This is a genomic window from Verrucomicrobiia bacterium, assembly GCA_036405135.1.
Classification (GTDB): Bacteria; Verrucomicrobiota; Verrucomicrobiia; order Limisphaerales; family JAEYXS01; genus JAEYXS01.
The window spans coordinates 91,663-104,545 of record DASWYF010000008.1 but is presented as its reverse complement, the minus strand read 5'-3'; the positions used below and the strand labels follow the sequence as shown (position 1 = coordinate 104,545).

Annotated in this window: 10 protein-coding genes; 4 read left to right on the top strand and 6 right to left on the bottom strand. The window is 58.1% G+C overall.

Going from position 1 to position 12,883, the window contains the following annotated elements; genetic code table 11:
* The first annotated feature begins 252 nt into the window (after window positions 1–252).
* The gene (gene ppdK, locus VGH19_03330) at window positions 253–3,003 is read left to right on the top strand and encodes a pyruvate, phosphate dikinase (GenBank protein HEY1170380.1); all 2,751 of its coding nucleotides are present in this window, start codon (window positions 253–255) and stop codon (window positions 3,001–3,003) included.
* Between the two features lie 160 nt (window positions 3,004–3,163).
* Here the strand turns inward: ppdK and VGH19_03325 are convergent, their stop codons facing one another.
* Complete coding sequence (locus VGH19_03325) at window positions 3,164–4,099, bottom strand: AraC family transcriptional regulator (protein ID HEY1170379.1); 936 nt, start codon at window positions 4,097–4,099, stop codon at window positions 3,164–3,166.
* A 186-nt stretch (window positions 4,100–4,285) separates the two neighbouring features.
* Between VGH19_03325 and VGH19_03320 the strand changes: the two genes are divergently transcribed.
* Both VGH19_03320 and VGH19_03315 read left to right on the top strand, forming a co-directional pair.
* Window positions 4,286–5,008: an SDR family oxidoreductase gene (locus VGH19_03320; GenBank protein HEY1170378.1), complete on the top strand. Its 723-nt coding sequence runs from the start codon at window positions 4,286–4,288 to the stop codon at window positions 5,006–5,008.
* A 205-nt stretch (window positions 5,009–5,213) separates the two neighbouring features.
* Window positions 5,214–5,975, top strand: a complete 762-nt coding sequence (locus tag VGH19_03315; GenBank protein HEY1170377.1) for an SDR family oxidoreductase — start codon at window positions 5,214–5,216, stop codon at window positions 5,973–5,975.
* 300 nt (window positions 5,976–6,275) lie between these two features.
* Here VGH19_03315 and VGH19_03310 read toward each other — a convergent pair whose 3' ends face one another.
* The gene (locus VGH19_03310; protein HEY1170376.1) at window positions 6,276–7,625 is read right to left on the bottom strand and encodes an MFS transporter; all 1,350 of its coding nucleotides are present in this window, start codon (window positions 7,623–7,625) and stop codon (window positions 6,276–6,278) included.
* A gap of 154 nt (window positions 7,626–7,779) precedes the next feature.
* A complete protein-coding gene (locus VGH19_03305) occupies window positions 7,780–8,367 on the bottom strand; it encodes a hypothetical protein (protein HEY1170375.1) in 588 nt (195 codons plus the stop codon).
* Between the two features lie 75 nt (window positions 8,368–8,442).
* Here VGH19_03305 and VGH19_03300 point away from each other — a divergent pair, with 75 nt between their 5' ends.
* Window positions 8,443–8,850 (top strand): helix-turn-helix domain-containing protein, encoded by a 408-nt coding sequence (locus VGH19_03300; protein HEY1170374.1) that lies wholly within the window; start codon window positions 8,443–8,445, stop codon window positions 8,848–8,850.
* A 119-nt stretch (window positions 8,851–8,969) separates the two neighbouring features.
* On the opposite strand, the gene VGH19_03295 is transcribed toward VGH19_03300, so the two are convergent.
* From VGH19_03295 to VGH19_03285, 3 genes are all read right to left on the bottom strand, one after another.
* Window positions 8,970–9,338, bottom strand: a complete 369-nt coding sequence (locus tag VGH19_03295) for a VOC family protein (protein ID HEY1170373.1) — start codon at window positions 9,336–9,338, stop codon at window positions 8,970–8,972.
* Between the two features lie 89 nt (window positions 9,339–9,427).
* Complete coding sequence (locus tag VGH19_03290) at window positions 9,428–10,801, bottom strand: hypothetical protein (GenBank protein HEY1170372.1); 1,374 nt, start codon at window positions 10,799–10,801, stop codon at window positions 9,428–9,430.
* Between the two features lie 15 nt (window positions 10,802–10,816).
* Window positions 10,817–12,880 (bottom strand): M48 family metalloprotease, encoded by a 2,064-nt coding sequence (locus VGH19_03285; GenBank protein ID HEY1170371.1) that lies wholly within the window; start codon window positions 12,878–12,880, stop codon window positions 10,817–10,819.
* Window positions 12,881–12,883 lie beyond the last annotated feature (3 nt).

Genomic DNA, 12,883 nt, shown 5'->3' with positions numbered 1-12,883 from the left:
CTTCCTGCTCGATCTCCCGTAAGGTCAAAGGCCGCTTGGGTTCTGGCTTCATCCGTGTTCCTTTGGTTCGTGGTTGCCCCTTTGCACCCAGGATCGGAACCGTTACCAACTCATTATGGGGGCAGTGTCAAGATGCGCCCTGTCACGGTTTTGTGGCAATTCCCCCGTTGACACCCCCTCCCCCTCTGGTACCCTCGCTGCTCCGTTTTTTCACGGAATAATCCGTAAAAAGTTAATCGTCCTATACCATTTATGGCCAAAGCAGCGAAGTCAGTGAAATACGTTTACACGTGGGGTAACAAAAAAGCCGACGGTGACGGCTCGATGAAGGCCCTTCTCGGTGGCAAAGGCGCAAACCTTGCCGAAATGACCCGTATCGGTCTGCCCGTTCCTCCGGGATTCACGATCACGACCGAGGTCTGCACCTACTTCTACGGCAACAAGCGTTCTTATCCGAAGGAACTCCAAGCCCAGATGGAAGTGGGCGTGGCGAACATGGAGAAGATCATGGGTTACAAGTTCGGCGACGCGAAGGGTTTCCCGCTGCTGGTGGCCGTGCGCTCCGGTGCCCGTGATTCCATGCCGGGCATGATGGACACGATCTTGAACCTGGGCTTGAACGACGAGACGGTTCTCTCCTTGGTGAACGCCACGAAGAACGAGCGTTTCGCGTGGGATTGCTACCGCCGCTTCATCCAGATGTATGGTGACGTGGTGCTGGGTGTGCAGAAGCGCGAGGGCGAAGATCATGAACCGTTTGAAACGGTGATCCATGAGTTCAAGCACGAGAAGTATCACAAGGATATCATCGACTCCGACCTGACGGCGGCTGACCAGCAGGAGCTGGTGAAGCGCTTCAAGGCGCTGGTGAAGGAACGCACGGGCAAGTCTTTCCCGAGCAATCCTTGGGATCAATTGCGCGGTGCCGCTGGCGCCGTGTTCAGCTCCTGGATGAATGATCGCGCGAAGGTTTATCGTGCGAAGTACAACATCCCGACGGAATGGGGAACCGCAGTGAACGTGCAGGCGATGGTGTTCGGTAACACGGGCGAGACGTCCGGTTCCGGTGTGGCTTTCACGCGCAATCCCGCGAACGGCGCGAACGAATTCTACGGCGAATTCCTCGTCAACGCCCAGGGCGAAGACGTGGTGGCCGGTGTCCGCACGCCGGAACCCGTCCTGAAGTTGAAGGACGTGATGCCGAAGTCCTACGCTGAGTTGCTCGCCGTCCGCAAGACGCTCGAGTCTCACTTCAAGGACGTGCAAGACATCGAGTTCACAATCCAGGAAGGCAAGCTGTTCATGCTCCAGACGCGTAACGGCAAGCGCACGGCAGCCGCCGCGCTGAAGTTCGCCGCGGACATGGTGAAGGAAAAGCTCATCACGTGGGAAACCGCCGTGCTGCGCAACCCGGCCGACCAGCTCGACCAGTTGCTCGCCCCGATCTTCGACCTGGGCGAAGTCAAGAAGGCCAAGGCCATCGCCACCGGTCTCCCGGCCGGCCCTGGTGCCGCCACGGGCAAAGTTTATTTCAACGCCGAGCGCGCAGTTGCCGCCGCTGACAAGGGCGAGAAGGTCCTCCTCGTGCGCGTGGAGACGTCTCCGGAAGATTTGCGCGGCATGATCGCGGCGGAAGGCATCCTCACCGCTCGCGGTGGTGTGTCCTCACACGCGGCACTCGTCGCCCGTCAAATGGGCAAGGTGTGCGTCTGCGGTGCTGCTTCCCTCGAGATCGATTACGAGAAGAAGACGGTGAGCGTGGGCGGTCAGACCTTCGGCGAAGGTGACTTCATGTCCATCGATGGTACGTCCGGCCAAGTTTACGGCGGCCAGATCAAGACGGCTCCGTCAGAGATCATCGCCGGCTTGATCAACAACGACAAAGCTTCTCAGAAGACCGAGAAGTTCAAGAACTACGTGCAGCTAATGAAGTGGTGCTCGCAGGCGACCCGCCTCCAGGTGCGCACGAACGCGGATAACCCGGAGCAGACGGCGAACGCGCTCGCGTTCGGCGCCACGGGCATCGGCCTCACCCGCACGGAACACATGTTCTTCGAAGGTAACCGCATCGACGCGATGCGCGAGATGATCCTCGCGGATTCGCTCGCCGCGCGCCAGACGGCCCTCGCGAAGCTCCTCCCCTACCAGCGCGAGGACTTCTTCGGCATCTTCAAGGAATTGAAGGGCTTCCCGGCCACGATCCGTTTCCTCGACCCGCCGCTGCATGAGTTCCTGCCGCACGATCACGCCGCGCAGACCGCGCTCGCAGAGAAGCTCGGCGTCAGCGTCGAGAAGATCACGGGCCGCGTGCACGAACTGCACGAGTTCAACCCGATGCTCGGTTTCCGCGGCTGCCGCCTCGGTATCAAGTATCCGGAGATCACCGCCATGCAGGCGCGTGCTGTGTTCGAAGCCGCTGCGGACGCGAACAAGAAGGGTTACAAGGCCAAGCCTGAGATCATGATCCCGCTCGTGGGCTTCAAGAAGGAACTCGACCTCCAGGTCGCCGTCGTTCACGAAGTCGCCGCTGCGGTGCAGAAGGAAAAGAAGACGAAGATCGCCTACAGCGTCGGCACGATGATCGAAGTGCCGCGTGGCGCGCTCACGGCCGACCAGATCGCCGAGACCGCCGAGTTCTTCAGCTTCGGCACGAACGACCTCACGCAGACCACGTTGGGCATGAGCCGCGATGACTCCGGCTCCTTCCTCCCGGGCTACGCTGATCTCGAGATCGTGAAGAAGAATCCGTTTGCGACGATCGACCAGACTGGCGTCGGCCAGCTCATGCAGATCGCCATCGAGAAGGGCCGCAAGACCCGCCCTGGCATCAAGCTCGGCATCTGCGGTGAACACGGTGGCGAACCGGATTCTGTGAAGTTCTGCCACAAGCTCGGCCTGAGCTACGTGAGCTGCTCGCCGTTCCGCGTGCCCGTCGCCCGCCTCGCCGCCGCGCAAGCCGCGATCGAGGAAGCCCGCGCCGCCGCGAAGGCCAAGAAGAAGTAATCACCCTTGGTAGGGACGCGGTGCTCCGCGTTCCCTAACTAAATTCGAAAGCCGCTCCGGGGAACTGGAGCGGCTTTTTCATTCCCTAGGAGCGCGGCTTTTAAGCCGCTTCAACACCCAAACGCAAAACCGATCATAGAATCCGCAACGGCTCTAACCTCTACGCAAACCGCATCAACGACTTCCTCCACCGCGCCGCCACAGCCGCCGGTCCATCACCGAAGAACCGTTTGAACTCGCGGCTGAACTGCGACGCACTTTCGTAACCCACCTGCAACGCCGCCGTGCCCGCGTTCATCCCCTCGTGCACCATTAACATGCGCGCCTTGTGCAGCCGCACGTTCTTCAGGTATTGCAGCGGCGAGGACGACGTCACCGCTTTGAAATGCGTGTGAAACGTGGACACACTCATCCCCGCATCTCGAGCCAGCGCCGCCATGTCATACTCACGCGCGTAGTCCGTGTGGATGCGATTCAATATCCTACTGATCTGCCCGAAGTGACTATGCGGTGCCGCCAGCACACGCAGATTGTGCCCCAGTTCACCAAGCAACACGCGATACGTGATCTCCCGCACAATCTGCGGCCCAAGGATCTTCGCCTCATCATTCGTGCGCAGACACTCCAGCAACCGCACCGTCGCATTACTCAACGCCTCATCTAGCGAAGCCGATTGGATCGCCTGCAAGCTGTCCTCATCAAACGCCGTCGATTGCTCCATCTGCATCAGCAACTCCGTCACGAGCGCAGGAGTGACACCGATTGAAACACCCAGCAACGGATTCTCCGGATTCCCCTCCGTCTCGCACTCGAACGGCAGCGGCACCGACAGCACCAGATAATTGTTCGCGTCATACACGAACTGTTTCCCGCCCAGATATCCGCTCTTCCTCCCCTGCCCCACGATCACGATGCTCGGCTCATACGCCACCGGCGTGCGCGACACGAACTGCGTCGAGCGCATGAACTTCACTCCCGGCAAGCGCGTGGGACTGAACCCCTCGCCTCGCGCCAGCTCCGTGAGCAATTGCACCAGCCGAGGATTCGTCGGCTTTTGCAGCGGTTTATTCGTTTGTTTGGCAGCTTTAGCACTCATGCGTTTCCGCAATAATAGGCAATTAATTCACCTTAAAACAACCCTCTCATACGCCCATTCGTAAAATTAGGCAAACCTTCCAGAAGTCTGTGTATGGAGCAAAACACCGGAACGCATTAAAGATAAACACAACGATAACGAAGTGATCGAACACTTCACCGAAACAAAAAAATAAAAACAAAGCATATGAAAAAAGTCATCCTCATCACCGGCGCCAGCAGCGGAATCGGCGAAGCCACCGCCCGCCACCTCGCCTCCCTCGGCCATCAAGTCGTCCTCGGCGCACGCCGCACAGAACGTCTGGAAAAGATTGCTGCCGAGATCCGCACCACTGGCGGCACGGCGGAATATCGCGCGCTAGATGTCACCAACCTCGCTGATGTGCAATCCTTCGCCGACTTCGCGCTTCAAAAATTCGGTCGTATCGACGTCATCATCAACAACGCCGGGGTGATGCCCCTCTCCCCGCTCGAAGCCCTGAAGATCGACGAGTGGAATCAGATGATCGATGTGAACATCCGCGGTGTGCTCCACGGCATCGCCGCCGCCTTGCCTATCATGAAGAAGCAAGGAGTTGGTCAGGTGATCAACCTCTCCTCCATCGGCGGCCATCAGGTGTGGCCCACCTGCGCCGTCTACAGCGCCACGAAGTATGCCGTGATCGCCATCTCCGACGGCCTTCGTCAGGAAAACAAAGACATCCGCGTGACCGTCATCTCCCCCGGCGTGACCACCTCCGAGCTGGCTCACACCATCACCGATCCCGGCACTGCGAAAGCCATGGAAGACTTCCGCCAAGTCGCGATCCCCGCCCTGGCCATCGCCAAAGCCATGGCCTTCGCCATCGAACAACCCGACGACGTGGACGTGAACGAAATCATCGTCCGCCCCACTGCCAGTGCTTACTAAGCTGATAAAAGCCATTCGCAGCAAAACTAGAAAACTCGAGAAATGTGACCTCTCCTCTTAATGAGGAGAGGTCGGTTCCGCCCCAAGCGGAACCGGGTGAGGAGTGAGACGTAACACCAGGCATTCAAGCTTCTCATCACCCAACTCAGGCAACAACTGCTCGGAATTCGAAACACCACTCATTCAACCAAATCAAAATATCACCATGAACCACTCCCATAAAATCGCCCTCATCACCGGCGGCAGCCGCGGCCTTGGCCGCAACACCGCCCTCAAACTCGCCCGCGATGGCGCCGACATCATCCTCACCTATCGCGAACGCAAAGCCGAAGGCGAAGCCGTGTTGTCCGAGATCGAACAACTCGGCTGCAAAGCCGCCCTGCTCCAACTCGATGTCTCGAAGACCAGCGGCTTCGACTCCTTCGTGAAAGCCCTCGCCGAAACGCTCCAGACCAAATGGCAGCGCAACGACTTCGATTTTCTCATCAACAACGCTGGCATTGATCGCGCTGCTCCCTTCGCCCAAGCTACCGAGAAAGATTTTGATGACCTGTTCAACGTTCATTTCAAAGGCGTCTTCTTCCTCACGCAGAAGCTCCTGCCCTTGCTCGCCGATGGTGGCCGCATCGTGAACACCTCCACTGGCCTCGCACGCTTCGCCATTCCTGGTTACGCTGCATATGCCTCCATGAAAGGTGCCATCGAAGTCTTCACCCGCTATCTGGCGAAAGAACTCGGTGCTCGCCGCATCACCGCGAACACCATTGCTCCCGGTGCCATCGAAACCGACTTCACAAAAGACGCCTTGAGCCATCCCGGCTTGCGTGAGTTTCTCTCCGCACAAACTGCCTTGGGCCGCGTCGGCGTAGCCGATGACATCGGCGGCGTCATCTCTTTCCTCTGCTCGGAAGAAGGCCGCTGGGTCAACGCCCAACGCCTCGAAGCCTCCGGCGGCATGTTTCTGTGAACAAATTCGGCAAGTAGAACGCCGCGTTGCTCAAAACAACGCGGCTTCTGTTTTTATAACGGTATGGAACGACGAAGCCAAACGCCCCGTGCTGCCGGATTCAAGCCGGCAGTAAGCAGACGTACGACGAAACCCATTCGCTTGCCCCTACTCCTTTCAACCCGTCTGAAATCCGCAGCCTTCTTCGTGCCGTCAGGCACGGCAAGATTCATAGCGGCGGCTTTCAAGCCGCCGTAGCTGAACTAACCAAACAGCGTCGCGTAGCGACGCCAGACTAATCCTTCGCATGGATTACTTACTTCATCTGCTCGTCCGTATCGGCAACGCAATCCCCGCCATCAACACCCCTGCCACACAAAGCGTCAGATAAACCCGCCGAAAATCCGCCAGCCCAGAACCCACCGTCCCCACCAGCGCCACCCCGATCGCTGCGCCCACTGCACCACCCAACTGACGCAACGTCGCATTCACCGCATTCCCCACACCCAATCTCGCCGGTGGTAAACCCGTAACCGCCGCTGCCGCAAATCCCGGCAACATCAGCCCGATACCGATTGCGCCAACCAGTTGACCCGGCAACCAAATATGCAAGTAATCCGCCGAGCCACTCAGCCGCGTGGTGAACCAAAGATTGCTCACCGCAAACACGATCCCTCCAACTTGCAACAACACCTTCGAATCTTTCCCCGCCATCAATCGTGAAGTGACCGCGATGACCACGATCACGCCCAACGGTCCCGCTGTCGCCGCCAATCCCGCACGCAACGGCGAGTAACCCCAGATGCTCGTCATGAACAGGTAGAACGAGAGAAACATCAGGCTCATCGCCGCACCCAACAGGAAAGTTCCCGCATTCGCCCATCGCACCGCTGCATTCGCGAACACCTCCGGCCACGGCGTCACTCTTCCGCCATTCCGCTCACGCACAATAAACGCCGTCAGCAAAACACTGCCGAAACCGAGTGATGCTATCATAGTCTGCGCCGTTCCGCTCTTCTCCCCGAAGTGCACGATCCCGCTCGCCAACGCTCCCACCGCCGCCATGAGCAACACACTCCCCGTGATATCCGGCGCTGCCGTATCCATCTTTGGATTCGATTTCGGCAGCGACTTCCGCGCCTGCCACGCCGCCCAGATTCCCACCGGCACATTGATCAGAAAGATCCACTGCCATTCCGCCAGCGTCAGCACCACTGCGCCCATCGATGGCCCCAGCGCAACCGCCAACGCTCCTACCGCCGACCACGCACTCACCACCTTATTTCGTTCCTCCACCGATCGCCCTTCCAGCAACAGCGCCAGTGACGCCGGCGTGACCGCCGCCGCGCCGATCGCTTGCAAAACTCGCGTCGCGATCAGCAGTTTGATATCCGGCGCGAACGCCGCTCCCGCCGATGCAATCGTGAATGCCACCAAACCTGCTTGGAATACCTTCGCCCGCCCAGCCCGATCCGCCCATTGCCCCATCGGTATCAACAACGCCGCATACACGATGGTGTAAGCATTCAACACCCAAGACAGCTCTGCCGCCGAAGCCGTGGCAAAGTGCGCTCGCAACGCCGGAAACGCCGCGATGACTACTGTTGAATCCAGCGCCACCATGAACACCACCGTCGCTGCCACTAAAAACACCGCGCGCTCTTGCTTCATAACTTTTCTCTGCTGATTAGGCTTTCCATGAATTTAAGTGGTGAAATGAACATTACAGCTATCACCCTCTCCCCTCGGAGGGGAGAGGGCCGGGGTGAGGGGTGCCGGTTTTGGTCCGCATGCGTTGATAATTCTGAATGATTCATGCGAATAATCAGGAAAGCCCCGCAATGATCGCCTCGATCTGCCGCCGATGCAGACTAATGTGAAAGCCCGCCATGAAATGCCACCCCGCCGCATCCAGCGCCCCAAACCACGGATGCGCGTAACGCGCCGATGTCTTCAGATCCTCTATCCCCGCCACCGTCTTCGAGAACAGATCACACCCCTGCTCAAACTTCTCGATGATCCCCGCATCCACTTCGGGCGAAGGCTTCACCGCCGCCGTGCTCGCCGTGCGTGTCGGCACCTGTCCGCGCGAGAGCGACCGTATCGCCTCCATGCAACCAAAGTTCACGATCCGCAGATGATCCAGCGTCATGTATACGGACCAATGCCGACTGCTATCCTCCATCCCCCGCAGCCGATTGATCAAAACACGCTGACTCCCCAGCTCTGCACTACAACCTCGCGCTAACCGCACCACCGCCTGCCGCTGCTCGTCGAAAAGCGCCTGCGCCGATTCCCGCGATGCCAACGCTCTCTTACCATGAAACAACAGGCGCGCCGCGAGCAGTTCAGGATAAGGCAATCCCGCTCCGGGAGCCTCCAGCTTGGGTCCAGCTTCAATGACCAAATTCATATTACTTGCATTATACAAGTAAGTTACTTGTTGAATGCAAGTAAAATTAATCCATACTATTTCACGTAACAATCTATGGCCAGCACCAAGAAAACCCTTAAAGAAGCCGAACGCCGTTCCCCCTGCCCCGTGGCTTGCACCTTGGATATCCTAGGCGACCGCTGGACCCTCCTCGTCATCCGTGATCTCGTGCTAGGCCGCTCCCGCTTCAAAGATTTCACCGCCTCCCCTGAAGGCATTCCCACGAACATCCTCAGCGATCGCCTCGAACGTCTGCAAAACCACGGCATCATCACCCAGATCACCCCACCCGATGGATCGAAACACCGCGCCTATCAATTGACCACCAAAGGCGAATCCCTCCGCCCCATCCTCGCCGCCATGCGCGACTGGGGCCTCACGTGGGAAAAAGGCACCAAAGTCCTGATGCAACCACCTCCAACCGATACCCCAAAGCCCAAAAAACAAAGCCGCCCTGCATAAAAGCAAGGCGGCTCAATCTTCGGAGTGCTAAGGCAGACCGACGAATCCCGACGTCCCGTGCTGCCGGCATCTTGCCGGCAGTCCAAGGGCGTTCGACGAAGCCCAAGCCTTCGTATCCCTCACTTCATCGAGTGCAACCCCACCACATTCCCTTCCGAATCCTTGATTATCCCGATGAACCCGTGCTCTCCGATCCCCATCCGTGGCTTGATCACTGAACCACCAGCACCAGCCACGCGACCCAACACCCCGTCCAAGTCTCCCTCTACATTGAGATAAACGAGCGTGCCACCCGCACCCGGCGAGCAACCATCCATCTGCGTGACCGCCCCACCGATGCCCTTCCCCATATCGAACGGAAACATCGCCATCTTCATCGTCTCACCACAACTCTGCAGCGTCGTCTGCAAAATCGTTTCGTAGAAGCGCACCGCACGATTGAAGTCGGAAGAATAGATCTCAAACCAGTTCACTGCGTTTGTTTTCATAGGATTGATAGTGTTCGTTAGTATTTACGTTACGCAGCCAAGCTACAACCCGCCACTGACAACCCCATGTCAGGAGACTTACGTTCCTCTCATTTTTCCTGCGCCGCCTTCAACTTCGGATCATTCAAATCCAGCCGGTAAATCATCTGGTTATAATCATACCGGGGCGTGAATTCCTTCCCGTCACTGAACTCTTTCGTGTAGGTACCTTCAAAGATCAGAATCGGTGAACCCGCTGGCGTGAACTCCGGGTGCAGGCGAGGATTGTAGAACGTGTAATGATCGTGCGTCAGCACCTTCACCGCTTTGCCCCACGGCCCCGTCGGCGCATCCGCTTCTGCATACCATAGTTCACCAAATGCCGAAGGCTTTCCGAAAGCCTCCATGAACACCGTCACCCACCGCTTGCGAAATGAATTCCATGCGATTGAACCCGTATGCGGCTTCACCACCTTGCCATCCGTTGCCGAAACAAAACTCTCTTGCGGTTTCAAGACCTCCCACTGCGCCGGATCTTGCCATGCTTCAAACGTCGCCAAGCAACGCACCTTGGGTAACGGATCACCAAAATAAACCCACTCCTTCCCCTGCGCATCTTTCACGAACGCTGGATGCCCATTCGGCATGGAGGGCTGCGTCGGCTGCTTGTCCGATTTGGTCCACAATACCTTGAGCTGATCAAAGCTCTGCTTCTTATCATTCCACACGCACAAGCCCGCTTCGTAAGCCTCCAGATGCCCTTTGATCTTCACATAATTACCCACCAACCGCTCCTTCCCGTTCTTGTCTTTCAACGTCACGTAAGAACTCACCCACGTCGGCCCACTACCCGGCATCTTCGCCACACCACGCGCCCGGCCCTTCTCATCGCGAAAATAATTCAGCTTCAATTTCAGCGGCGGCTCGAATGATTTCAGCGGCTGAATCTCGGTCGTCGCGCTGCTCATGTCATAGATTCCCAGCGGATAATTCGCCATCATCGTATCGCCCCACGCCCAGAACATTTTGCCCTGATACACCGCGTTCTGCACACTATCGCTGCCCACGATGCCTGACTCTTCCCAATCCAAATCCTTCCCCGTCTTCTGGCTCTCCGCAAACAGTCCTGCCCCCGTCAAACGCCCCAAACGTTTCGCGATATTCACCCGCTCCACCTCCACCTTCACCGTCTTGCCCGGCTGCGGAATGATGCGCACGCCGCGAAAACCAAACCCATCCTTCTTCGCCTCATACCCATGCCCACTCACCGTGAGCCAAGTCTCCTTACCCATCAGTTCCGGCAGGTCAAACGCGACCACTCCCGCATTATCAGAAACAAAACGGATTTGGTTCACTGTCCGCAATTCAATCAACGGCACCGGCCATCCTGAGCCCTTCTCCACTACTTCGATACGGCACGGCTCAACCGCTTTTAGTGCGACAAGGACACCCAGCCATGAGCAAAGCAGCCATAAAAAACGCATAAGATTAAACTATGATTAACTGGTTTGCGCTCCATTTACCAGTGGCGGCATCGGGCAATCCAGTGCATCCGCCACCGCACGCAGCAATTCACCTTCGGCCGGATGTATCTGATCATCGGCAGCCACGACTGCCACACTGGCTTGGAGGATGACGCGTTTCACTGAAGGCCCCGCCTCACGGATGTTGTTCAGCGCCGCTTCGAGCGTGTTCAGGGAGCACTGATCAGCAGGCAGCAGGCGCAAAGCGAACTGCGTGGAGTTGATGCTCTTCACGCCTTTATCGAACGCCTCTTGCCGCCAGGCAGGCGGCCCCACACTGGCCAAGGCCGAAAGCAGCACGGACACATCCCCGGCCAACGCCTTCACCGTGTGGTAGCGGATATCTGCCGAGGGCTTGCCCAAAAAATGTGCACCCATGTGACGTCGCAAGATGTGCTGCAACGCGAACTCGAACACGTCCAATTCCTGATCCGCCATGACCAGTTTGCGGATCAACTGGTCAAATGTGCGATACGCCTCGGCATTCAGGCCGCGCAAAGCGGGCAAGGCCAGCTCCACCAGCGGGATGCGGGCGTGGGCGGGCAGCTTGGCGACCAGTTCATGCAGACGCGCGGTCTGCGTGACCGCCGCTTCATTCTCTGCCTGTTTCACACTCTCAAGTTGCAGCGTACGCACGCTCGGGTCCGAAGACAGCAAGAGGGCGAACATCAGCGCCTTGGCCCGCTCCGTATCATGCGCTGCGGATTTCAACTCCTCCGGCAGTGATTCGAGCAGCTTCGTGGCGAACACCAGATGCTCCGCCATCGGCATGCCGACCTGCGCCAACGCTTCTGTGGCGGACGTGACGACCGGCGGCAACGGCAGATCTTGACTCAACTGTTGCAAGATGGGCGGACGTTGCACCGTGATGCTGGCTTTGGGCTTGAGCGCCTTCTCTTTGCTTTCCTCCAGCCGCATCGCCTCGGTCTCTTTTTTGGCAATCTCCGCATGAGATGGTACCCGCCCCATCATATTACGCACCCGGTTGATCCGCTCACTGATTGGCGGGTGCGTGGAAAGAAAGAGGAAGAACTGATCGCCCTGCAACGCATCGGCAAAGAACATGTGACTCGCCTCTTCCGCATGCGGGCAGACCACCTTGGCACCATCCGGCCACTGCTGCACTTTCTCGAAGGCGCCCGCCAGTCCTTCCGGATAGCGCGTGTATTGCACTGCCGCCGCATCCGCCAGATGCTCGCGCTGGCGGGATACCGCCGCTTTGATCATCCGCCCAAACACGGCCCCATGCCAGCCGATGAAGCTGAGGATGAACCCCACGATGGAGATGCCTATGTCCAAAAACATCTGCCCGCCGTAGAGCTTCACCTCACCGGTATTGGCGAACTCACGGTCAAAGCTGGCATTGCGCCGGTCCATCACCCAGTCCGCGATGGCCGTCACCGCAAAGAGACCGTGCACCCAGCCCATCAGGCGCATCTTCAGCGCCATGTCGCCATTGAAGATGTGGCTGTATTCATGAGCGATGATGCCCTGCAACTCATCCCGTGAGAGATATTTCACCGCCCCACACGTCACCCCCACAATCATATCATCCACCGAATGCCCAGCCACGAAAGCATTGATGGATGGCTCGCGTTCCAAGATGTAAACATCCGGCACGGGAATGCCCGAAGCCACCGACATCTCCTCCACCACATTCAGCAATCGCCGCTGACCCGGCTCTTCCGTCCCTGGGTTCACCCGCTTGGCCCTCAACAAGCTCGCCACAGCCCGCCCACCTTCACGCAACTGCCGCGTCTTGCGGATGCTATTGAAAAGAAACAGCACCAACACAACTAGCGCGATGACGATAGCCCGGTCCGCACTCCAGAATTGGAAATGGAAAACGGCATCATCACGAAACACGCCCTTCCAAAAGTGAAGGAAGCCACCGAGCAGAAATGCCAACCCTGTATAAACGGCATAGACAGCAGCAATGACACCAAGGATCGCCAGAAAGAACAGCGGTATGAGACGCACGCTGCTGGCCCGTGCCTCTTCCTGCCGTTCAAAGAAATTCTTGGGCGTAAGCTCTGGCATATG